Annotated in this window: 22 protein-coding genes; 20 read left to right on the top strand and 2 right to left on the bottom strand. The window is 32.7% G+C overall.

From position 1 onward, the window contains the following. The first annotated feature begins 632 nt into the window (after nt 1-632). The 10 genes from rpmH (at nt 633) to C1Y58_RS22905 (ending at nt 9,808) form a co-directional block, all read left to right on the top strand. Nucleotides 633-767: a 50S ribosomal protein L34 gene (gene rpmH / locus C1Y58_RS22950; RefSeq protein ID WP_105619212.1), complete on the top strand. Its 135-nt coding sequence runs from the start codon at nt 633-635 to the stop codon at nt 765-767. Nucleotides 768-1,325: 558 nt separating this feature from the next. Continuing rightward, nucleotides 1,326-1,664 (top strand): ribonuclease P protein component, encoded by a 339-nt coding sequence (rnpA, locus tag C1Y58_RS22945; RefSeq protein ID WP_105619210.1) that lies wholly within the window; start codon nt 1,326-1,328, stop codon nt 1,662-1,664. Between the two features lie 21 nt (nt 1,665-1,685). After that, entirely contained in the window at nt 1,686-1,907 is a 222-nt protein-coding gene (yidD, locus tag C1Y58_RS22940) for a membrane protein insertion efficiency factor YidD (protein ID WP_105619208.1), read from the top strand. A 124-nt stretch (nt 1,908-2,031) separates the two neighbouring features. Further along, the gene (locus C1Y58_RS22935; protein ID WP_242985460.1) at nt 2,032-3,249 is read left to right on the top strand and encodes a YidC/Oxa1 family membrane protein insertase; all 1,218 of its coding nucleotides are present in this window, start codon (nt 2,032-2,034) and stop codon (nt 3,247-3,249) included. Between the two features lie 26 nt (nt 3,250-3,275). After that, complete coding sequence (gene jag / locus C1Y58_RS22930; RefSeq protein ID WP_105619204.1) at nt 3,276-3,905, top strand: RNA-binding cell elongation regulator Jag/EloR; 630 nt, start codon at nt 3,276-3,278, stop codon at nt 3,903-3,905. Nucleotides 3,906-4,255: 350 nt separating this feature from the next. Next, nucleotides 4,256-5,635, top strand: coding sequence for a tRNA uridine-5-carboxymethylaminomethyl(34) synthesis GTPase MnmE (mnmE, locus tag C1Y58_RS22925; protein WP_408646612.1), 1,380 nt, complete (start codon nt 4,256-4,258; stop codon nt 5,633-5,635). A 131-nt stretch (nt 5,636-5,766) separates the two neighbouring features. Next, a complete protein-coding gene (gene mnmG, locus C1Y58_RS22920) occupies nt 5,767-7,662 on the top strand; it encodes a tRNA uridine-5-carboxymethylaminomethyl(34) synthesis enzyme MnmG (protein ID WP_105619200.1) in 1,896 nt (631 codons plus the stop codon). Nucleotide 7,663: 1 nt separating this feature from the next. Further along, on the top strand, nt 7,664-8,380 hold the full coding sequence (gene rsmG / locus C1Y58_RS22915; protein ID WP_105619198.1) for a 16S rRNA (guanine(527)-N(7))-methyltransferase RsmG: 717 nt from the start codon (nt 7,664-7,666) through the stop codon (nt 8,378-8,380). Nucleotides 8,381-8,416: 36 nt separating this feature from the next. Further along, entirely contained in the window at nt 8,417-9,217 is an 801-nt protein-coding gene (gene noc / locus C1Y58_RS22910) for a nucleoid occlusion protein (protein ID WP_105619196.1), read from the top strand. Nucleotides 9,218-9,358: 141 nt separating this feature from the next. Beyond that, nucleotides 9,359-9,808, top strand: a complete 450-nt coding sequence (locus tag C1Y58_RS22905) for a GNAT family N-acetyltransferase (protein WP_207655806.1) — start codon at nt 9,359-9,361, stop codon at nt 9,806-9,808. 363 nt (nt 9,809-10,171) lie between these two features. On the opposite strand, the gene C1Y58_RS22900 is transcribed toward C1Y58_RS22905, so the two are convergent. Beyond that, nucleotides 10,172-11,134 carry an alpha/beta fold hydrolase gene (locus tag C1Y58_RS22900; protein ID WP_157950255.1) on the bottom strand — a complete coding sequence of 321 codons (963 nt, stop codon included), beginning with the start codon at nt 11,132-11,134 and terminating at the stop codon, nt 10,172-10,174. A 663-nt stretch (nt 11,135-11,797) separates the two neighbouring features. Here C1Y58_RS22900 and argS point away from each other — a divergent pair. The 7 genes from argS (at nt 11,798) to C1Y58_RS22865 (ending at nt 18,398) form a co-directional block, all read left to right on the top strand. Continuing rightward, on the top strand, nt 11,798-13,498 hold the full coding sequence (argS, locus tag C1Y58_RS22895) for an arginine--tRNA ligase (RefSeq protein ID WP_105619190.1): 1,701 nt from the start codon (nt 11,798-11,800) through the stop codon (nt 13,496-13,498). A gap of 41 nt (nt 13,499-13,539) precedes the next feature. Continuing rightward, nucleotides 13,540-14,442, top strand: a complete 903-nt coding sequence (locus C1Y58_RS22890) for a diacylglycerol/lipid kinase family protein (protein WP_157950254.1) — start codon at nt 13,540-13,542, stop codon at nt 14,440-14,442. A gap of 463 nt (nt 14,443-14,905) precedes the next feature. After that, entirely contained in the window at nt 14,906-15,667 is a 762-nt protein-coding gene (locus C1Y58_RS22885; protein ID WP_105619186.1) for a ParA family protein, read from the top strand. 3 nt (nt 15,668-15,670) lie between these two features. Continuing rightward, entirely contained in the window at nt 15,671-16,555 is an 885-nt protein-coding gene (locus tag C1Y58_RS22880) for a ParB/RepB/Spo0J family partition protein (protein WP_105619184.1), read from the top strand. 69 nt (nt 16,556-16,624) lie between these two features. Further along, nucleotides 16,625-17,116 (top strand): DUF4446 family protein, encoded by a 492-nt coding sequence (locus C1Y58_RS22875; protein WP_242985459.1) that lies wholly within the window; start codon nt 16,625-16,627, stop codon nt 17,114-17,116. Between the two features lie 54 nt (nt 17,117-17,170). Continuing rightward, entirely contained in the window at nt 17,171-17,461 is a 291-nt protein-coding gene (locus tag C1Y58_RS22870; protein WP_105619180.1) for a YkuS family protein, read from the top strand. 121 nt (nt 17,462-17,582) lie between these two features. Then, nucleotides 17,583-18,398, top strand: coding sequence for a Cof-type HAD-IIB family hydrolase (locus tag C1Y58_RS22865; RefSeq protein WP_105619178.1), 816 nt, complete (start codon nt 17,583-17,585; stop codon nt 18,396-18,398). A gap of 46 nt (nt 18,399-18,444) precedes the next feature. Here the strand turns inward: C1Y58_RS22865 and adhE are convergent, their stop codons facing one another. After that, nucleotides 18,445-21,066, bottom strand: coding sequence for a bifunctional acetaldehyde-CoA/alcohol dehydrogenase (adhE, locus tag C1Y58_RS22860; protein ID WP_105619175.1), 2,622 nt, complete (start codon nt 21,064-21,066; stop codon nt 18,445-18,447). 429 nt (nt 21,067-21,495) lie between these two features. On the opposite strand from adhE, the gene C1Y58_RS26800 reads away from it, so the two are divergent. The 3 genes from C1Y58_RS26800 to C1Y58_RS22845 all read left to right on the top strand — a co-directional run. Beyond that, nucleotides 21,496-22,509: a hypothetical protein gene (locus tag C1Y58_RS26800; RefSeq protein WP_207655805.1), complete on the top strand. Its 1,014-nt coding sequence runs from the start codon at nt 21,496-21,498 to the stop codon at nt 22,507-22,509. 167 nt (nt 22,510-22,676) lie between these two features. Beyond that, nucleotides 22,677-23,396 (top strand): sigma factor, encoded by a 720-nt coding sequence (locus tag C1Y58_RS22850; protein WP_157950250.1) that lies wholly within the window; start codon nt 22,677-22,679, stop codon nt 23,394-23,396. Beyond that, a partial coding sequence (locus C1Y58_RS22845) for an anti-sigma factor domain-containing protein (RefSeq protein ID WP_157950249.1) occupies nt 23,393-24,903 on the top strand: 1,511 nt, incomplete at its 3' end. The genes C1Y58_RS22850 and C1Y58_RS22845, both read left to right, overlap by 4 nt.

Raw genomic sequence — 24,903 nt, 5'->3', positions numbered from 1 at the left:
ATGCACATATTATTAACACTTGTTGATAACTTGTATCTTTTATGTTCATAGTCAAAATTGGGTCAAAATAAGGGCATTAAGTGCGCATAAGAATCTTAATACTGTGCATAAAGTTATTAAGAGACATAATTTCTTTATATAAGCGCATTATTTTTAAGTCAAAAAAATATATCCACAGAGTTATACACAATTTGTGGATAAAAAAAGGATATATACATATCCACATACCTTTATATATAATATCAAATTTTCTGTGGATAAGCAATAGGGATTAAAAGTTATTAACAATAAAAATGTGTGTATAAAGGTGGGGTAATTTGATAAATTAAGAAGAATCCTCGTATAGTTTAGAAATTTTTTATACTTCACCCTGTTATTTGCTCATATAATTTGTTAATTAAGCAATAAAAATTGAACCTAATTATATAAGTAAAACTCATTTAGATTAATGTATTTTTTTGAGGGTATTATGAGACAATAAAGTGGTTAGGATAAAATAGACTTAAAAATTATGGAAATTGTAAAACATTTTCTTGACTATGAGAAGCTTATTTACTATAATAAAAATAGTGCTCATTAGGCTAATAAGATATATAAATAGAGAATACTTGCGGTTGAAGGAGGTGCCTTGAATGAAAAGAACTTACCAACCTAAAAAAAGACAAAGAAAAAGAGAACACGGTTTCAGAAAAAGAATGAGAACTTCTAACGGTAGAAAAGTGCTAGCAAGAAGAAGAGCAAAAGGTAGAAAAGTATTGTCAGCTTAGGCCGCAGCAATGTGGTCTTTTGTATTATTAGAAGCAAAAATCGAGTTTCTACCTAATTATATGTTTGAGATGAATAAGTTGAAGCAGGAAGATATATAGTTAGTAACTATATTTTCCTGCTTTAATTTGAATTCTATGTTAATTTGATGCTGGATAAGTTATCATGAATGATATATAGCCTATTATAGTCCAGTAATGTTCAACTTATTCGATCAAGGTAGTGAAACGAAATTTATAATAATTAAGTAACTTTATTATAAAATTCAAAGATATTTATATGAAAATTGATTAGCCGTAAGCATATGATCATTTGTATGCATGATGTAAATGAGACTTTCCTAACATATTTTTAATTAATTTCGATTAAAAACATTGGGTTTATGAAATAATTCATATAGAGAGCATATTCTTGTGAACTATAAAATAGGGGAGTATTGAATAAATATATATTAGTAATCAAGTAAGAACTTTAGAAGATACTACTTATGATTAACACTAAAAGTTATCTCGCTACTTTTAGAACTAATCACTTTATTTGAAGAGGATTTGGAGCTAGTAATGAAAAAGACTGAATCATTAAAAAAAAGGAAAGACTTTCGTCGCATGTATGGAAAAGGTCGCTCTTTAGCAGATAGTAATCTAGTAATGTATATTTTAAAAAATGACAATACATATAATCGATTAGGTATATCGGTAAGCAAAAAAGTCGGTAATAGTGTTGTTAGAAGCAGAGTAACCAGATTGATTCGTGAAAGTTATCGCTTAAATGAAGATCTGATTAATACGGGATATGATTTAGTTGTCATAGCTCGAGTCAACTCTAAAGGTAAAAGCTATCATGATATTTCTAAATCTTTAATACATTTATTAAGAAGACATGGTCTTATAAATCGATGAGCATTCAAAAAAGGTGATTTCATGAAACAGATACTTAAAAAGATTTTTTTGTTCTTAATTAAATTTTATCAAAAGTGTATTTCACCACATAAACCGCCAAGTTGTAGGTTTCAACCTACTTGTTCACACTATGCGTATGAAGCAGTTTCTAAGCATGGTGCGTTAAAGGGTGGTTATTTAGCTGTAAAAAGAATATTAAAATGTCATCCTTTTCATCCTGGAGGATATGATCCTGTACCTTAATGAAGTGAAAGGTTCACTTTTTAAGGAGAGAGGAGTTTGTCCTAGGTAAATGCTGGATTATATGATATAATAGTAAGGATTACATCTTTGATTTTACATGAGGAGGAATAGGTAAGTGAACGTTATGTTGCCCGTAGCAATGCTAACACAGTCGGACTCATTTCTAATTGGTCCAATTGCAAATGTGTTTGCATACATTATGAATTTTATTTTTGATTTGGTTTATTCCCTAACGCCAGCTAATTCATTGGCTATTTCGATTATTGTTTTCACATTGTTAGTTAAGTTCTTAATGATGCCAATGATGATTAAGCAGCAAAAATCAATGCGTAAAATGCAGTTGATACAACCGAAAATACAAAAGTTGCAAAAGAAATATGAAAATAAAAAAGATCCTGAATCTCAGCAAAAGATGCAAATGGAAATGCAACAGCTTTATAAAAAGAATAATGCCAGTCCTTTTAGTGGCTGTTTACCATTGTTTATCCAGTTTCCAATCTTCCTAGCATTGTATCAATTGTTTAGATATGCACCAGCTTATATTGATCAACTGAATATGATCTATACAAATATTGCTGAAATTATTTTGAGTGCAGATGGTGGTGCAGCATTAATTCAACAAATGCAAGAGACTTATAGTATATATGTTCAGGATTTTGATCCTGCAATGGCGACGAAGATCATTGATGTTGTTTATCAGTTTACTCCTGATCAGTGGGCAGAGTTCTATGGTTCATTCCCTGCATTACAAGGTCAAATTGAAACTGCATTAGTTAATGCTAAGCAAATCACATTGACTCTAGGAATTTTTGATTTATCTGTTGCCCCAGGATGGGGATTCCCAGGTATTATCATTCCCCTAATAGCCGGTGGAGCAACTTTCCTACAATCGAGATTGATGATGGCACGTTCAAAGGCGAAGAATGCAAAGCAACCTGAGAATGATACAGCTCAACAAACTCAAAAAATTATGAACATGGTATTCCCTGTTATGATGATCTTTATCTCAGCGACAACACCAGCAGGTTTATCTGTATATTGGATTACAAGTAACGTTTTCCAAATTGTTCAACAAGCTATTATCAATAAAATTATGGACAAAGAGGAAGAAGAAAGACTTGAACAAGAGCGTAAAATGAAAGCAAAGAGAGCAGCAGCTCGTAAACGTAAATTAGCTGAAGATGCTACAAAGTCTTCAGGAGCTAAAAAGAAAAAGAATCCTCAGGGATCAAATAATAAGAAAAAGCCATCAAGTAATCAAAATAAAAAGCCGATAGATAAAGCACAAAGTAATAAGGATACTACTAATAAAGAAGATAAAAAGCCATCTAACCAAGAGTAGTGGTTACACTAAGGGGGTTAATGTGAATGGATTATATTGAAAAGACTGGTCGTACCGTTGATGATGCAATAATGGAAGCATTAATTCAACTAGGTACTACAAGTGATCAAGTTGATATTGAAGTTATTAGTGAAGGTTCAAAAGGTATTTTAGGATTATTCGGCGCTAAGCAAGCAATTGTAAGAGTATCAAAGAAAGCTGATCCTAAAGAAATTGCGGAAGCTTTTTTGAAAGACATATTTAGACAAATGGGTTTATTTGTTCAAATTGATAGTAAATTTGATGAAAAGAACCAGCTTTTTATTGACCTTAGTGGCGATAATATGGGAATTCTTATTGGTAAAAGAGGTAGTACATTAGATTCCCTTCAGTATTTAGTTAGCTTAGTTGTTAATAAGAAAACGAAGAGTTATATACGTGTTAAGATTGATACTGAAAGCTATCGAAGTAGAAGAAAAGAAACACTTGAAAATTTAGCAAAAAGTTTAGCAAAGAAGGTAAAAACTACAGGTAAGAAAGTTTCTCTTGAACCTATGAATCCTTTTGAGAGACGCATTATTCATTCAGCATTACAAAATGATAGGGGTGTTGATACACATAGTGAAGGTGACGAACCTTATAGACGTGTTATCATTACACCTGCTAGAAGAAAATAGACTTTAAGTTGAATTTGCTTATAAATAAGTGAGGTTCAATGGATCTAGTTGGTTATAACAGGTAGTAAGTTAGTGAACGAGTGTAAATGTTAATAATAATTTAGCCCGCAAAATTATTATGAAATTATAATAACGATGCGGGCTACTTAAATGTTTAACACAAAAGTATTATTTCTCTTATAGAATAGTAGTAAATTTCGAATAATATAAAAATAGCACTTTATGAATAGACAACAAAATATGTAGTTCTTTCTTAGCAAAAGGTAAATTGTAAATAATGAAATAATAGAATAATAAACAAAAAATTGTATCAAATATTAAATTCAATAGATATGAAGGTGATTATTTTGATGAGTGATACAATAGTTGGTATTTCAACTCCAGCAGGATCAGGAGGTGTTGGAATAGTACGTGTTTCAGGTGATACAGCTATAGAAGTTGTTGATCAGATATTTATTAGTAAGAAAAATAAGCTACTTAAGGAGCTTTCTAGCCATAGAATATATTACGGTCATGTCAAAGATCCAGAAGAAGATTTAATAATAGATGAAGTTTTAGTCATGCTAATGAAAGCACCTCATACCTATACCAGAGAAGATGTCATTGAAATTAACTGTCATGGTGGTATGATCGTCATTCAGAATATTTTACAATTACTTCTCCGTTATGGAGCGAGATTGGCAGAACCAGGTGAGTTTACCAAACGAGCTTTCTTAAATGGAAGAATTGATTTATCTCAGGCTGAAGCTGTCATGGATATTATTAATTCTAAAACAGATTTAGCACTCAAAACCTCTGTTGGTCAATTAGAAGGTAGCTTAACCCATAAAATCAATGGCTTAAGAAGTCAATTGATAGAAATGATAGCACATATTGAAGCCTCTATCGATTATCCTGAGTATGATATAGAACACTTGACAGAGGATAAAATAGATAAGGATTCAAGACAGCTTATGGAATCTATTGATACCTTATTAAAAACAGCTGATTCAGGAAAAATTATAAAAGAAGGAATTATAACAGTTATAGTTGGTAAACCCAATGTAGGTAAATCTTCCTTTATGAATGCTTTATTAAGAGAACAAAGGGCTATTGTTACTGAGATTCCTGGTACAACAAGGGATGTTCTAGAAGAATTTGTTAATATCGATGGCGTCCCACTAAGGATTTTCGATACAGCTGGTATACGTCAAACAGAGGATATTGTGGAACAAATAGGTGTAGAGAAATCTAAAGAATATGTTGATAGAGCAGATTTAGCTATTCTAGTGTTGGACTTATCATCAAAGTTAACAGATGAAGATCTAACCATAATGGAGTTGATTAAGGATAAAAAATCCATTATAGTATTTAATAAAAGTGATCTTCCGCGTCAACTGGATTTACAGATGGTTAAGTCAAAATTACACCATGCATCCTATGTTGAAATTTCAGCAAAAGATGAGGTTGGTCTTGATAATTTTTCTTTCCTATTAAAAGACATGTTCTTGATGGGAAATATTGATGTTAATGAAAACACATACATTACCAATGTACGGCATAAGGATGCGTTATTAAAGGCTAAAGAGAGTTTGATGAATGTGTTAGACTCTATTGTTATAGGAATGCCAGAAGATTGTTTTGCTATTGATCTAAAGAATTGCTATGAATCTCTAGGGGAGATTACTGGGGATTCAGTCAGTGATAGTATTATTGATCAGATCTTTAGTCAGTTCTGTCTTGGTAAATAGGTGATTAACATTCATTTAGTTCAATAGATGATTTAGGTATCAAAAGTCAATCGAATACTATATGCTATATGAAATAAGATGAAATTTACTTATGATCCTGAAATCATAGATATAGAATAAGGGGAAATAACATGATTTATAAAGATAAAGAAGTCGATGTTGTTGTTATTGGTGCAGGTCATGCAGGATGTGAAGCAGCTTTAGCAACTGCAAGGATGGGGCTTAATACGATTGTCTTTGCTGTAAACTTAGATAGTATTGCCATGATGCCTTGTAACCCTAGTATCGGAGGGACATCAAAAGGACATTTGGTTAAAGAAATAGATGCCCTAGGTGGCGAAATGGGTAAAAATATTGATCGTACCTTTATACAATCCCGTATGTTGAATACAGGTAAAGGACCTGCTGTTCATTCATTAAGAGCTCAAGCTGATAAGTTCGCTTATCAAAAAGAAATGAAACAGGTTTTAGAAAATACGGATAATCTTTATATACGTCAAGGTGAAGTATCAAAGGTCGTTGTTGAAGAGGATCAAGTGATTGGCATAGAGACCATATCAGGAGCTTTCTATCCTTGTAAAGCTGTTATTATAGCATCAGGGACTTATTTAAAAGCTCGTTGTATCTACGGAGAGGTTAGTATTAATAGTGGTCCAAATGGTTTACAAGCTGCTAATAACCTATCAGAATCGCTTAGAGAGTTAGGATTGGAACTGTATCGATTTAAGACAGGAACCCCAGCTCGTATTGATGCTCGTACCATTGATTTTACCAAGATGGAGATACAAGAAGGGGATGAAAAAATAGTTCCCTTTTCATTCACTAACAAAGCAGAAGATATCATGCGTGATCAAATTCCTTGTTGGTTAACCTATACAAACAATGAAACCCATAGGATTATTAGAAATAATTTAGATCGTTCTCCTCTATACGGTGGTGATATAGAAGGGACTGGACCACGTTATTGTCCTTCTATTGAAGATAAAATCGTTAGGTTTGCTGATAAAGATCGTCATCAGCTTTTCTTAGAGCCAGAAGGCGAGTTTACGAATGAATATTATGTTCAGGGAATGTCCAGTTCTTTACCAGAAGATGTGCAGAGAGATATGTTAAGAACTATACCGGGTTTAGAAAATTGTGAAATCATGCGAACTGGTTATGCCATTGAGTATGACTGTATTAATCCATTGCAATTGAAATCAACCCTTGAATTCAAAACTGTCAATAGTTTATTCAGTGCTGGGCAATTTAATGGTAGCTCAGGTTATGAAGAAGCAGCTGCGCAGGGTTTAATTGCAGGTATAAATGCCGCTTTGAAGATTAAAGGGGAAGAACCATTAGTACTTGACCGTTCAGAAGCGTATATTGGTGTTTTAATTGATGATTTAGTTACAAAGGGTACTAATGAACCTTATCGTATGATGACATCACGTGCAGAATACCGTCTCTTATTGAGACAAGATAATGCGGATCTTCGATTAACTGAAAAAGGTTTTGAGGTCGGGTTAATAAACGAAGAGCGTTATTCAAAATTAGAAGAAAAAAGAAGTCAAATTAATGGTGAAATACAACGTTTAATGAAAAAGACCATTGGTGCTACAGTAGAGGTACAGCAATTTTTAGAAAAACAAGGAAGCTCTACATTGAAGTCTGGAGCCACTTTGGCTGAACTACTGAAGCGTCCTGAATTGGACTATGAAAGAATTGCTATTATTGATCCAGACAGAGTGGAACTATCTGATGAGGTAAAGGAACAAGTTTATATTCAGCTTAAATACGAGGGCTATATTAGCCGTCAAATGAAGCAAGTGGAGCAATTCAAAAAGCTTGAGCGAAAATATATACCTGAGATAATTGACTATCATTCAATCCAAGGACTACGTATTGAAGCCCGTCAAAAACTCAGTGAGGTGAGACCACGCTCTGTAGGTCAAGCTTCTCGTATTTCTGGAGTATCTCCAGCAGATATTTCAGTATTACTTGTTTATATGGAGCAATCACGTAGAAAAAGTAAAGACGAGGGATAGTATGAATCATAAAGATATTTTAGTTGAGGGATGCAAAAATTTAGAAGTTATTATAAGTGATGATCAAGTGAAACAGTTTCATCAATATTATCAACTTTTAGTTGAATGGAATGAAAAAATTAATTTAACAGCCATTACAGAGTTAGAAGATGTCTATATTAAGCACTTCTTAGATTCTATAAGCGTTTGCGCGGGGCATGATTTTAATCAATCTTTAAAAGTAGTGGATGTTGGAACAGGAGCAGGCTTTCCTGGTTTTCCATTAAAAATTGCACATCCTAAAATTGAGTTAACAGCTATTGACGCATTAAATAAGCGTATTAATTACCTCAATGAGGTCGTTAGAGTATTAGACTTAGAAAAAGTTCAGTGCGTACACAGTAGAGCTGAGGATGCAGCACAGAATGAGCTATATCGAGAACAGTTTGATCTAAGTGTATCGAGAGCTGTAGCTGATTTAGCTGTGTTAACAGAGTACTGTTTACCTTTCGTTAAAACCGGTGGTAAATTTATCTCGTTAAAAGGTCCTTCTATTTCCGAGGAAATAAATAATGCTAGAGACGCAATCCAGATTTTAGGAGGGGAAATCGAAGAAATTAAATATATAGACATACCCTTCAGTGATCTTAAACACAATTTAGTCATTATTAATAAAGTTAATGAAACACCATTGAAATATCCAAGAAAACCAAGTAAAATTAAAAAGAGACCTCTGTAACAAATGAAAAACCCGAAGAACAAGGGGGGGAGTAGGATGAGCAAAGATTTAAAAATATTGAATGTATCTTTAGATCGTGTACGACCAAATCCATACCAGCCTAGACGTGTATTCGATCAGGTAGCGTTAAATGATTTAGCAAATTCAATACGTGAGTATGGCGTTATGCAACCTATAAGTATACGTCAATTAACTGGTGATAGTTATGAACTTATTGCGGGAGAACGACGATTAAGAGCATCTAAGATGGTTGGATTAGATACCATACCGGCTGTGTTAGTGGAGGTAATTGATCAAGATAGTGCGGTTTTAGCTTTAATTGAGAATCTGCAAAGAGAAAATCTTAACTACTTTGAGGAAGCTGAAGGTTTTGTCAACCTCATTTCTGATTACGGTATGACCCAAGAAGACGTGGCAAAAAAAGTTGGTAAGAGTCAATCGACCATCGCTAATAAGGTTCGTTTATTAAAGCTTAGTAGCGATATAAGAAAGGAAATAGCAGAGCACCAATTAACTGAGAGGCATGCTAGAGCCTTATTAAAATTACCGAATGAGGAGCTACAGATAAAGGTTATTAAGATGATAGCTGATCGGAATTTAAACGTAGCAAAAACAGAGGATTTAATTGGACGAGTTATGGATGACATTTTGGATTCCAAAGAAGAACAAGGTAAGCAAAAGAGAAAAATTAGAAGATTTATTAAGGATATACGATTATTTACAAATACAGTTGAAAAAGCAGTAGATGTGATGAAGGATTCAGGTGTCGATATTAATTATGATGTTAATAAAGGTGAGGATTTTTATGAGATAAGCATTAAAATTCCTGTTAATTAATATTATTTTATTTGATATGGATGATTTAATCATGGCACCTATTATTATGGAATATAATTACTTAAATACCATAATATAAAATTTATTTTACTTACTACTTACTTAACTAGATATTGATGAATGATAATGAAGGTGATGGCAATGATAAAAGGTGTTTGGAAAAAAGGAACGGATAATTTACATGAAGCCTTTGAAATACGTAAAAAAGTATTTGTTGAAGAACAGAATGTTCCTCAAGAATTAGAATATGACGAATATGATCGCCAAGCTGACCATATTATCATCTATGAAGGTAATCAACCCGTGGCTACTGGCAGACTTTTTGAAACAGATGATTCTATTTTTATGTTAGGACGAATAGCTGTTCTAAGAGAGTATAGGGGGAAGAGTATAGGTGACTTTTTAGTACGGATGATGGTTAGAAAAGCATTCGATGAAGGTGCAAAAGAGGTCCAATTACATGCCCAGTTATCTGTAAAAAAGTTCTATGAAAAACTAGGATTTATAGCCTATGGTGACATTTTTGATGAAGCGGGTATAGATCATATCCATATGAAAAGAGACCGTGACGTAGGCGGATGTTGTGGATGAATAAAACCTTAAGCAGAACATGCTTAAGGTTTTTTATTGCTCTTTTTTTACTTCAGAGTTAAGTTTAGCTCTTAGATTATGCGACTTATTAAGGGGTTATTAACATGTGGATAATACACTGAAATTATTTTCATGGATTTATACACAACTAAAAAATCAATTCAAAGGCTTAGTTATTGAAATAATATGTGGATAAATATTTAAAGTAGTCAATTTCTAAATGCTGGTTAAGAAAGCCAAAATGTATATAATGAGAAGTGGAGTAGATAAGAAGGAGTAGTTATTAATATATTAATAAAGCATATAACCCAACTGTAAGAGGGTTATATGCTTTTAATTTAATGGATATACATGCTAGTAATTCTAAAAAAAGATATCACAAATATTAAGGAATTCTTGAGGTTTTTCTAGGTGTGGTAATAGTCTTGAATCATCAATTGTACTATATTCTATTGATGGATTTAGTTCATTATACTGCTGTATAATAGGTTCATTAGTAAATTGATTATCTTTACTCCATACAATATAAATGCTCTTATCTATAGCCGCAAATGCATTTCTAATATCAATGTTCATATAATGTGTCAAGAATGAAGCTGATGGGTATTTATTATTAACATGACCTAAATGTGAAGATTCATGAAATACTTTAACCATCTTAGATGAAACTTTCTCTTTCTTATAGAAACCTTTTTCCTGAAGAAATTTTCTAATCGAATATTTAGATGCCATTGAATTATATATAGATGTCCCTATTAAAGGAGATTCTAATAGCTTTCTACTAAGATTAGATAATCGATTAGGATATTTGATTAATGATTGTATGCTTGATGGATTAATCAACATAATGTTCTTAAATAGATCTTCATTTTGATGGCAACACATTGTCACAAATGCACCTGATAATGAACTTGCGATAACATCAGTTGGGCGCTTAATTACGTTCTTAATAAAATCCGAAATTAACTGAACATATAAGTATGCTGTATAAGTTATTTTTGGTTTATCAGAACGACCAAACCCTAATAAATCAATTTCGTAAACTGTATGATTCTCCGCTAATTGCTGAGAAATTTCTTTAAAGTTATAGCTGGAGCTTCCTATTCCTATACCATGTATGAGTAATATAGGGGAACCTGATCCTTTCACAGTATAAAATATATTACCGTAACGCCAATGATAGTAGTCTTTTTGCTCTGCATAAAGTATATTCTGCTTAGCAGCTTTTACAAAAACAAGTTTATTTAAAAGAGCAATCGAGCCAAGTGATATGGTTGTACCTAATAAAATATTTAAGGCGTTCTTTTTTAATGAAGAATTATTCATGCAAATTACCCTTTCATCTATTATATTTATTAGAGTGCATTTTAAAGGTGTTAAGAAATCTATTATAAGCCTTGCATCTAATATATTAACTTTTAAGATTTTGAAGTAAGAATTAATATTAATCATCATTTTCTTACGCTAAATCATAGCTTGCAGTTATATTATACAACTAAAACCCTATATCATCAATTGGATCAAAATCTCTAAGTATTTATAATTCTTTTTATTTAAAGCAATTGTCCATAATAAAATACGGCTTTATTTGAGAAACTAATATTAATAATTATATCCCAACGTTGTTATGAATCATGTATAAATTGACCTATAATATATTATCTAATATATTTTGATAAATTTCAATATAAAAAAGTAAATTATTAGAGTCTTTTAAGAAGCTTTAAATATAGACAAGAGAAATCGTATACTGTATAATATTATTTAATTGGAAATTCGTTTAAATTAGAGTTTTCTTGTTGAGATTGATTCATCGTCATTTAAGCTAGAGTAGGAAAGACTTGAATAACGTAAACAGATCTATTAAGAATTAGTACTAAGAAATATAGTCTTAAAAGGTGAATTTAAGACTTTTTAATATGTATATTTATTGATTTGATAAAGATCTACATGAATAATTATTCACCGTTAATATAAGGAGGATACAAAGTGAAAGTATATAATCAAATAGCTCAACTTATAAATAGTAAAGTTAAAGAACTACCTCTCGATGATATTAAAGAGATTTTAGAGGTACCGCCTAATACTGACATGGGGGATTTCGCATTCCCATGTTTCAGATTAGCTAAAGTGTTTAGGAAAGCGCCTAATATTATTGCTTCAGAACTTGCTGTGGGTTTAAAAGACGAGCCTATGCTTGACAATGTAGAAGTTGTGGGGGGCTATTTAAATTTATTTGTTGATAAAGCGTATTTAGCAAAAAATATTTTTGAGAGCTTCTGCGATAAAGATGTAGATTACGGAACATCTGAGGACTCTAAAGGAAAGACGGTAGTTTTAGATTATTCCTCACCTAACATAGCTAAACAGTTTCATATTGGTCATTTAAGAACAACTGTAATTGGGAATGCCCTTGCAAAGATTCATACCGCACTTGGATATAAAGCTGTTCGTGTTAATCATTTAGGGGATTGGGGAACTCAATTTGGTAAGCTTATTGTGGCTTATAAAAAATGGGGTTCAAAAGACGATATCAAGAGTAAGGGTATAGATGGTCTTATGGAATTGTACATTAGGTTCCATGATGAGGCAGAAAAGCTAGATGCTCTTAATGATGAAGCAAGAGAATGGTTTACTAAAATGGAAAACGGCAATGAGGAAGCTTTAGAACTTTGGAACTGGTTCAAAGAAATTAGTATGGTAGATTTTAATAGAGTTTATGATCTCCTTGGAGTAGACTTTGATTCTTTCGCAGGAGAAAGTTTCTATAATGACAAAATGCAACCTGTTGTTGATGAATTACGTGAAAAAGGCCTACTTGAAGAGAGTGAAGGAGCAAATATTGTGGATCTTTCTGATAGTGATATGCCACCTGTACTCATAACTAAAAAAGATGGTAGTTCTCTTTATGCTACAAGAGATTTAGCTGCATCAATCTATAGAAAAAATACTTATAACTTTGATAAATGTCTTTATGTAACTGGTCTAGAGCAAAAACTTCATTTTGCTCAATGGTTTAAGGTTATTGAAAAGATGGGGTATGATTGGGCAGATCAATTACATCATATACCTTATGGTCTTGTAAGCCTAAAATCCGGTAAACTTTCGACACGTAAAGGACAGATTATTTTATTGGAAGAGCTTTTAAAAGAAGCTATCCAACGTTCTGAAGAAGTTATTAATGATAAAAATCCTAATCTAGAAAATAAAGAAGCTATAGCAAAAGATATTGGTATTGGTGCAATTATTTTTAATGATCTTTATAATAACCGAATCAAGGATGTTATATTCTCTTGGGATAAAGTTTTGAATTTTGATGGAGAGACGGGACCTTATGTTCAATATACTCATGCTAGAGCTTCGAGTTTATTGAGAAAAGGTGAATATACTGAACTTAATAAGAATATAGATGTAAGTAAGTTAACAGATGAATATACTATAAATGTTTTAAAAGTAGTTGAAAAGTTTCCTTCCAAAGTTAGAGAAGCTGCTGATAAATTAGAACCTTCTATAATAACACGATATATTGTAGATGTGGCTCAAGCTTTCAACAAGTTTTATCATGAGAATCCTATACTTGTAGACGATGTAGAACTTAAGCAAGCACGTTTAACTATTGCCTATATAGTTAAAAATGTAATTAAGAATGGACTGGATCTTCTTGGTATAAATGCACCAGAGAAGATGTAATCATACCTGTGACTCTTTCTTAATGTATAGGGGGAATGATAGTGAAGAATGTTATTTTGATGTATAATCCAAAGTCAGGTGATACCAGCTTCAGATTTCATGTAGATACTTTTATAGAAGCTTTTTCAAAAAAGGGCTATGTAGTTCATGTATTAAGAAGTTGCTATAAGGGTGACATGGAAGAATATTTATCTACAACTAAGATTAATAATTGTGACGGTATCTTCATTGCTGGTGGTGATGGATCGGTGAATGAGGTAATCAATGGCATGATGAAAAATAACATCAATGTACCTTTAGGTATTATTCCAGCAGGAACGGCTAATGATTTCGCTAAAGCATTAAATATTCCAAATGACTATGAAGAGTGTGTAAAGGCTTTATCCAATATGCATATTGAAGAAATTGATATTGGAAAAGCTGATGATCGTTATTTTATCAATATATGTTGTGGTGGTTTATTTACTACTGTTTCACAGAATATTGATATAGATCTAAAAAACACACTGGGGAAAATGGCTTATTATCTAAAAGGTGCAGAGCAGATATACAACATCAAGCCTGTTCATCTAAGTATAGATATTGATAATGAGTCATTTGATGATGATTTTTATCTATTCCTTGTAATGAATTCTGTTGGAGCTGGCGGTTTTTATCATATTAATCCGACTGCTGATATAAAAGATGGACTTATGGAGTTGATTGCTATTAAAGCTTCAACATCGATTAAAGATTTTCCTAGGATGCTAATGAAGTTGATAAAAGGGGATCATCTTAATGATCGTAGTATTCTTTATAAGCAGTGCAATAGAATTCAAATTAAATCAGATAATTTCGGTGAGATATTTAATGAAACAGATATGGATGGTGAAAGTGGACCGGATCTACCTATTGATATTAAAGTCATTCATAAAGGAATAAAGGTTTTTTCAAATAGAAAATAAGAAATGAGTTTATTGTGAATACCAGGTATGTAAATCGCTAGTTTACACACCTGGTACTTTTGTATTTAATGACTTAATTATTTTAAGTGATTTGATAAACTTTCTGATTGTTTCTATATATAGTATCATACTTATAAGATGTTTCACGTGAAACATCTAAATATAACTGAGAGTATTTAAGTGAGTATAAATTTTTTTATGATGTTAAAAGAGAAAAAAGGTGTATTAATATTCAGGTATTATCATATAAAGCAAAGTATAATGAAAGATACATACTCCACATCTTATGAATTGGACACTAAAAATGTTTCACGTGAAACATTTTTAGCTGTATTCTATTTCAGAATAGATAAGAGTATGATATAATGAATATACTTGTCCCAGATATTAAGTAACTTTTTGTTACGAAATATTTAACTATGGTATAGGACTTGTAGAAGAGAAAGGATAAAGGGGTGTCAATATGGCGAAGATAATAGCTGTCGCTAATCAAAAGGGTGGAGTAGGAAAAACTACAACTGCTATAAATCTATCTGCATGCTTGGCGGAATTAGGGAAAATGGTATTGACAATTGATATTGATCCTCAGGGCAACACTTCAAGTGGGCTAGGAATAGACAAGACAGAGCTAGATAATACGGTTTATGAACTGCTTTTAGGAAAAGTAGATATATTCGAATGTAAGATGCCTGTAAAGTGTTGCGAAATGGATATAATACCGTCAAGTATGGATTTAGCAGGAGCAGAAATAGAACTTATCGGTGTGGAGCATAGGGAATTTCTTTTAAAAAAAGTTCTAGATCCCATTAAGGATTATTACGATTACATAATAATTGATTGTCCACCATCTCTCAATATGCTGACTATCAATGCGTTAGCAGCAGCTGATTCTGTTATGGTACCCTTACAATGTGAGTTTTACGCTTTAGAAGGATTAACACAATTAATTAATACTGTTAATCTGGTTAAACAAAGATTGAACCCCAATTTGGAGCTGGAAGGAATTGTTTTTACAATGTATGACAGTCGTACGAACTTATCTTTACAAGTTGTTGAAGAAGTCAGAAATCATTTAGGCGATAAGATTTACGATGCAATGATTCCAAGAAATATTCGTTTAGGAGAAGCACCAAGTTATGGGTTGCCGATAATAAAATATGATAACCGCTCAAAAGGAGCAGAGAGTTATATGGAACTTGCTAAGGAATTTATAGAAAGAGGTTAGAGCATGAAGAGTAGAGGATTAGGTAAAGGGCTAAATGCATTAATATCTGAAAATGTTGTAGATTTACCTAAAGTCGAAGCAAAAGAAGAACAACTAAATGAAGGTAGTGTATTAAAGGTAAAAATCAATGATATTGAACCGAATAAATTCCAACCAAGAAAAATGTTTGATGATGATAAATTAGAAGAGTTATCAGAATCAATTACTCAATATGGTATTATTCAGCCTCTTATTGTCACAAAAAAAGGGGATTATTATGAGATTATTGCTGGAGAAAGACGATGGCGAGCAGCCAAAAAAGCATCTTTAAAAGAAGTTCCAGTAATAATTAGTGACCTCACTAGTCAAGAAATACTCGAGGTATCTTTAATCGAAAACATTCAACGTGAAGATTTGAATCCGATAGAAGAAGCTAAAGCATATGATCGCTTATTAAATGAATTCAAGTTGAAACAAGAAGAGTTAGCTAAAAAGATATCTAAAAGTCGGTCTGCAATTGCCAACACATTGAGATTACTCAATTTGGATGCAAGAGTACAGCAGTTGATCATTCAAGGATCAATAACTAGTGGACATGCAAGGGCTTTATTAGCATTAGATGATCCACAGTTACAGTATGATTTGGCAATTAAAATCATGGATGAAGATATAAGTGTAAGACAAATAGAAGCAATTATTAAGAAGCTAAAAGAAGAACCCAAGAAGGTTAATGAGAACACTAAGAATAATAGCCTAGAGCCAATCTTTAAAGAACTCGAAGAACGAATTAGAGAAGTTATGGGTACTAAAATCAACATCGTTCATAAGGGGAGTAAAGGTGGTAAAATTGAAATAGAATATTATAGCGTAGACGACTTAGAACGTATTATTCACTTAATAGAACAATAGAAATAACATTGAAATCTCTAATTTGCTACAGGAGATTCAAAATGAGGAGCGATGATTTCTGTGGGAAAAATGAATGATATAGTAAGTATAATGCAACCTTATAGTATATATATTATACTTGCAATGGCTATACTATTGATGATCTTAATGATTTACATCATTGTGATTAACCGTAAAATTAAAATCCTTTCAAAAAAGTATGAGCGTTTTATGAAAGGAAGTAGTGGTGACAATGTAGAAGATATTCTGAGTGAGTGGGTTGATAAATTAAAAATGCTAGAGGTCGATAAAAATCAACTGAAGCATGATCTAAGTAAATTAAGACAAAATCAGGAACTTTGCATTCAAAAAGTCAATGTGACACGCTATAATCCATTTGAAAATATGGGTGGTGATTTTTGCTTTGTACTTACTCTACTGGATGCATATAATAATGGTATTATCTTAAACGGATTACATAGTCGTGAAGGGTCATACATATACGCAAAACCTGTAGAAGAAGGGAAGAGTAAATACAAACTATCAGAAGAAGAAATGGAATCTTTAAGCAAAGCAATCTAACACTTTTATAAAAACTACTTCACTTGGTAACAATATTGCTAAGGAGGTAGTTTTATGATTATAGGTATACAAAGTGGTCTAGAAGAACTAATGGCTGAACTTCAATCAAAAGGATATCCTGTGAAAGTTATGGATAATTATATAAATCATGTAGACGTATATATTTATAGTAGTAATAAGGTTGAAGGGTTACTTCAACAGGTAGATTGTGGACCAACCAATTCTTATGGCAATTGTTATGGTGACTCCCATGGGATGCTTATGATTAATGCAAGAGGAAAAAATGTTAAGGATATTGAATATATTATAAACAGTAGATGCTATAGTAAATTAGACTTATTATAGATAGATCAGAAAAAATGACTGATTGATCGACAAGTATAAAATGAATCCTATTGAATGAATATCCTAATGATTTCACGAGCACGCTAAAGATGAAGTTAATATTGATTAGGGGTGAATTACTATGTATAAAATGATTGCAATAGATTTAGATGATACACTTTTGAATGAAGAAGGCGATGTCAGCAAAGAAAACATATGTGCAATAGAAAAAGCTAGAGAAGAGGGTGTAGCCATAGTTTTATGCTCTGGGCGCCCAAGTCTAGGGATGCATAAAACCATAAATAGCTTAGGGTTAGATAAAGAAGGAGAGTACTATATATCATTTAATGGAGCACTAATAAGGAAGGCTCATGATGATAGCAAAATCTATGAGGCAAATCTTGATCCTGATCTTACGAAAAGGATTATTGAGTATGGAAGAAAGTATGATTTAGGGATTCAACTGTATATAGGTGATGACATGTTTGTAGAAAAATTCACTGATAGGATAAAAGAGTATGAAGAGCTAACAGGAGTAAAAGCAATAATAGTAGATGACCTAAAGGAGCATATAGGACAGGGAGCATTAAAACTGTTGATGAATGATGACCATGAACGTCTTAAAGTACTCTATGAAGAAGAACATAATCATTTAGATGAGCATTTACATATGTTCTTTTCACGTGACCATCTACTAGAATTCATAAGTTTGGAGACTAATAAAGGAATAGCAGTTATGAAATTAGCTGAGAGATTAAATATCAAAAAAGAAGATGTAATAGCCGTTGGAGACAGCTATAATGATTTCTACATGATTGAGATGGCAGGTCTTGGTATTACTGTTTCTAATGGTAGAGATGAAGTGAAGCAAATTGCTCAATATATAACATCAAGAAGTAATAATGAACATGCTATAGAAGAAGTTATTGAAAAATTTATTATGTCTAAAGAAGTATGAAGCAAAAGCCACCCTTAGGTGGCTTTTGCTCCGGAGTAATTATTAACTATTTTTCTTCACCATAGTATGCTACTTTATAAATATCAGCTAATTCTTTTACTAATGGTAATCTTGGATTAGCTGTGGTACACTGATCTTCAAATGCTTTATCAGCAAGATAATCAACTTTAGCTAAGAAAGCTTTTTCTTCAATGCCGCACTCTCTAATAGTCATTGGCATATCAAGTTGTTTCATTAAGTCTCTTACTGCCTTCACTAGTGATGCTACACCTTCTTCTGGAGTAGTAGCTGGTAAGCCTAAATGCTTAGCAATTTCTGCATATTTTTCATGAGCTACAAATTTCTCATATTTAGGGAATGAAGCAAACTTGGTCGGAGAGCTTTCACCGTTATAAGAAATTACGTATGGTAATAATACAGCATTAGCAGCACCATGAGGAATATGGAATTCACCACCTAATTTATGAGCTAATGAATGATTGATTCCTAAGAATGCATTTGTGAAAGCCATACCAGCTATACATGAAGCATTATGCATTTTTTCACGAGCAACAGCATTTGAACCGTTTTTATAAGCACCTGGTAGATACTCGAAAACAAGTTCTATTGCTTTCATTGCTAAGGCATCTGTATAATCAGAAGCTAGAACAGACACATATGCTTCAATTGCATGAGTAAGAACATCCATACCAGTATTAGCTGTTACACCAGCTGGTACAGTCATAACTAATTCAGGATCAAGAATCGCTACATCTGGAGTTAATTCATAGTCTGCTAAAGGATACTTGATGCCTTTAGATTTATCTGTAATAACAGCAAAAGATGTTACTTCTGAACCTGTACCTGAAGTTGTTGGGATTGCAACAAACTTAGATTTATCACCCATTTTAGGGAATTTATAAACTCTTTTGCGGATATCCATGAATTTAAGAGCCATTTCTTTGAAATCAGCCTCTGGATGCTCATAGAACATCCACATACCTTTAGCAGCATCCATTGGTGAACCACCACCAAGAGCAATAATCACATCAGGCTTAAATTTATTCATTGCTTCAGCACCACGCATAACAGTATCTAATGATGGATCAGGTTCAACATCACTAAAAATTTCACAATGAACATAATCTAAACGATTTCTTAAATGATAGAGAATTTTATCTACAAAACCTAATTTAACCATGAAAGGGTCAGTAACAATGAATGCGCGAGTGATATTTGGCATCTTGCTTAAATATTGTATTGAACCTGGCTCAAAGTAGATTCTTTCTGGGATTTTAAACCATTGCATATTCACGCGTCTCTTCGCCACCCTTTTCTTATTGATTAAGTTAACAGCAGTTACATTAGAAGTAGTTGAGTTTTTACCATATGATCCGCATCCTAAAGTAAGTGATGGCATGTTTGTATTATAAATATCACCAATGGCACCATGAGTTGAAGGTGAGTTGATGATGATACGTCCAGTTTTTAATCGATCGCTAAAATCTTTAATAACTTGATCATCTTCAGTGTGTAATACTGATGAGTGACCTAAACCACCGATCTCAACCATTTTTTCTGATAGTGCAATACCTTCATCCGCATTCTTAGCTTTAATAATAGCAAGTACAGGTGATAATTTTTCTTTTGATAATGGATATTCATGGCCTACACCATCAATTTCACAACATAAGATTTTTGTGTCTTCAGGAACTTTGACACCAGCCAATTTAGCAATCTCATAAGGACTTTTACCAACGATAGCTGCATTAACAGCACCTTTTTCTAAATTCATTACAACAGATTCAAGTTTCTTAGTTTCTGCTTTAGATGCCACATAGCAATTGTTTTCTTTAAAGAATTTAATTGCAGCATCATAAATAGGTTCTTCGATTATAGCTGCTTGTTCTGATGCACAAATCATACCGTTATCGAATGACTTAGAAAGAATTAGATCAGTTAATGATCTCTCTAAACGAGCAGTCTTTTCAATAAAACACGGTACGTTACCAGGACCAACGCCTAAAGCAGGCTTACCAGCTGAATATGCTGATTTTACCATGCCTGAACCACCAGTGGCTAAGATTAATGCAACACCTGGATGATTCATTAATCCATTAGTAGCTTCGATTGATGGTAACTCGATCCATTGAATGCAGTTCTCAGGAGCACCAGCTTTAATCGCAGCATCTCTTAATATTCGTGCAGATTCAGCAGAACATTTTTGTGCTGATGGATGGAAAGCAAAGATGATAGGATTTCGTGTTTTAGCAGAAATAAGTGCCTTAAACATTGTTGTTGAAGTTGGGTTAGTTACTGGTGTAATACCTGCAACAACACCAACAGGTTCCGCAACTTCCATATAATCCTCTTCATCATTGTTATTGATGATCCCAACAGTCTTGTCGTACTTAATACTGTGGTATACATACTCAGTTGCAAACATGTTCTTAGTAATCTTATCTTCATAAATACCACGTTGTGTTTCTTCAACTGCTAACTTAGCTAGATACATATGCTCATCAAGTCCAGCAAGAGCCATTTCTTTAACAATATTATCAATTGCTTCTTGATTAAGTTCCATGTACTCTTCTAAAGCTTTCTGTGCTTTAGTTACCATTGTATCTATCATTACGTTAACATCTACTTCGTTATTTTTAGCTTTTACTGTTTCAGCTTTTTTGCTCATAGATGAAACCTCCTTAAATATCGTTAATAATTTAACTATCTTACAAGTCTATTTTATATTCTTGTTAAATAATTGTCAATATATAATTTGACGAATAGTAGGGAAAACTTCATTTATTTTTATGCAACACTACCAAAACACTAATTATTGTATACATTATACTGTATTCCTTATCTCTAAGCTAAGATTTTTTTGAGCAAAGAATGTACTAAGATAAAAATTGGTTAAAATATTAACATATATCAAAGTTTATTAAAAGATATATTTTTGTCGATAAATTTAATAGCGTACTTAAGTTACTTAATGAAATGACAAAAATATATAGACTTTTACAAATAAATAAAATTTTTTATATTTCTTATCAAATGGATCCCAAAAAAAGATATTTGGGTCGTATATAGTATTATAATCAAAGAAAGGATGAGAAATATGAAAAAGATTTTAGTATTACTGTTAATGTTTAGTGCCATGATAACTTTTGCTAGTAAACCGGTATCAGCAGCTGAGGTAGTTAACGCTCAAAATGATGAGGCTATTGTTGAAGAAATTAATCTAAAAGAAGAATTAGGTATACTAATCAACGATTCTATGGAATTGTATCTTTCACTTGATGATAATGCCGATGAAGAGCTTATCGATGAATTAGAAGAGAATTTGGAAAAAAGCTTCATGACGCTTCTTTATGCTAATAACAATAAAGATGAAATGGAAAGTAGCATTGGATCATTGGAGACAATTCTGGTAAATCATGAAGAAGTCATAGGAAATGAAATGATTGAAGAAGGTGAAATACTACTAGAGCAGATTACTCAACTAGAAGAAAAACTTAATAATGAGGAACTCAGCGAAGAAGAAGCTAATAATATTAAAGGCAAATTAGAGGAATTATATGAAGAGTTATACATATTATATGAAGAATTCGAAGAAGAGTGGTACGACAAAGATGAATGGCAAGAAAATGAAGTAGAATTAGATGAAGAAACGTCTGATGAAAATGAATACCTTTATGATAGAATCTCGGAGCTAGAAGAACAGATCGATGAATTATATCAAGTCTTAGATGACTATTTTAGAGAATTTGAAGGTGACTGGGAAGAGTACGAAGATGACTGGGAAGACTACGAAGACGAAGAGTATGATGGTGATTGGGAAGACTACGAAGACGAAGAGTACGAAGGTGACTGGGAAGACTACGAAGACGAAGAGTACGAAGACGAAGAGTACGAAGGTGACTGGGAAGACTACGAAGACGAAGAGTACGAAGACGAAGAGTACGAAGGTGACTGGGAAGACTACGAAGACGAAGAGTACGAAGACGAAGAGTACGAAGGTGACTGGGAAGACTACGAAGACGAAGAGTACGAAGGTGACTGGGAAGACTACGAAGATGAAGAGTACGAAGGTGATTGGGAAGACTACGAAGACGAAGAGTATGAAGGGTGATTGGGAAGACTACGAAGATGAAGAGTATGAAGGTGATTGGGAAGACTACGAAGACGAAGAGTATGAAGGTGATTGGGAAGACTATGACGATAAATAAAAATCGTAAATAAGTACAGTGTATGGGATGCCTGTTTTTTGGCATCCCAATTCTTGCTGGAGGGGTTTATATGACAGTAAAAGTAAAAGTAGAAAAAGTAGAAGACGTCATTGAATATATACGTACTAATCCTGAGGAAGAAAATGCGTACAAAAGCAAAGTAATAGAGGATCATTTACCATTTATCATTCACACGATAACCCAAGTCACAGGACGCTATGTAGAAATAGAAAACAGTGAAGAATTAAGTATTGGGCTTATTGCATTTGATGAGGCAATGTCAAAATATCATAAGGATCGTGGTAGTACATTCTTAAGTTTTGCAAGACTAGTAATATCTAGTCGAATAAAAGATTTCATAAACAAAGAACGTAACAGGGCTAAGGTAATTTCTCTTGAACAAATGACAGAGGTAAATGGAAAAGGAATTGGAATAAGTGAAGTAAATTTTGAAAACGAAGTAGCAAATGAAATAAATAGATGGGAATCGATTTTAAGGAAATTTGGGTTTGATTTGGAGCAATTAGTTGATGAATTACCTAAACATACTGACACCAGAAATAATGCCATAGATTTATCTAAAAAAATAAGTGATGATAGCGAAATTGTTAATCATATGTATAAAAAATATAGATTACCGATCGCCAAAGTTACCCTTAAATTTAAAACAACAAAAAAAATTATTACTAGAAGTAAAAAATTTATAATAGCCTCAGTGGTTATTTTAACGAAGAACTTAGTGCTGCTAAAGCAATGGATATACAAAGATAGAGAGAGGTGTTCATCATGATGAGACAAGGTATGGTCTTGAAACTGAATCATAATTATGCACTCATTGCAACTGATGACGCTGAATTTATTAAGATTAAATATAGAGAAGGCATGTATGTTGGGCAAAAAATATTTGTCCTAGAAGAAGATATTATTTACTCAGTACAAGAAGGTAAGAGAAGGCCAAATTATTTGAAGGTAATAGCTACTCTGGCAGCATGTATAGTAATTGCAATAATTCTAAATAGCTCATTTATGAGAGATACTAAATCGTTATATGCCATAATTAGTATTGATATAAACCCTAGTTTTGAATTAGGAATTAATGAGTCATATAATGTAGTTCAGATCAATGCAAAAAATGAAGAAAGCAAATCAATCCTGAATACTAATCTGATTGGTCAACCACTAACAGTTGCTGTTTCAGAGATTTTATCAGATGTAGAAGAATCAGGTTATGCATTAGAATCAGATAATGCCTTGTTAATATCAACTGTTAACTTAAAGAATAATAAAGATGAAACTATACATAAAGGGATTACAGACGGAGTCCTCATTGCAATAGAAGAAGAACCAATTTATGAAAATACTAAAGTTATATTCATCGATGCAGATGAGGAAGATCTTAAAACAGCAGAAGAATTAGGATTAAGTATAGGAAAGTATCGATTAATAGAGTTAAGTAATAATAAGATTGACAAAAGTACAATTGAAAAAGAAAGGGTAACAACTTTAATCGAGGAAGAAGAGATTAAAGAAAATCTAGAAGATAACGAGGCTATTGAAATTATTGATGCTGAAGTTTTACAGAGGCTTAATGAAATTGATAAAGAGATTGAGAGGCTTAAAAACAGAGTAGAACAAGTAGAAGATGCATTAGATAGAAGAGACTATGAAAGAACTAAAGATATCTTTGATTATATTCAATTAATGGATAATGGACTTATAAATGAGGAGAACGAATTTAATGAAATCCAAATAGTACTAGATGAGTTATATCAACTGATAAATATAGCAGAAGAAGCATTAGCAGAGAATTTAGAAGAGTCATATGAAGAAGACGATTTGATTGAAGAAGAAGGTTGGATAGAGGAAGAAGATTGGACAGAAGAAGATCTAGAGGAGTTCATAGAGGAAGAGGATTGGACAGAAGATGATCTAGAGGAATTCTTAGAGGAAGAAGGTTGGACAGAAGAAGAACTGGAGGAATTGATAGAGGTAGAGGAGTGGACAGAAGAAGATCTAGAGGAGTTCATGGAGGAAGAAGATTGGACAGAAGAAGATCTAGAGGAGTTCATGGAGGAAGAAGATTGGACAGAAGAAGATCTAGAGGAGTTCATGGAGGAAGAAGATTGGACAGAAGAAGATCTAGAGGAGTTCATGGAGGAAGAAGATTGGACAGAAGAAGATCTAGAGGAATTCCTAGAGGAAGAAGGTTGGACAGAAGAAGATCTAGAGGAATTCCTAGAGGAAGAAGGTTGGACCGAAGAAGAACTAGAGGAATTCCTAGAGGAAGAAGGTTGGAC

It is taken from the genome of Vallitalea okinawensis (assembly GCF_002964605.1).
Classification (GTDB): domain Bacteria; phylum Bacillota; class Clostridia; order Lachnospirales; family PQDH01; genus Vallitalea_A; species Vallitalea_A okinawensis.
The sequence above is the reverse complement of the archived record's forward strand: the minus strand, read 5'-3'. Positions and strand labels throughout refer to the sequence as shown.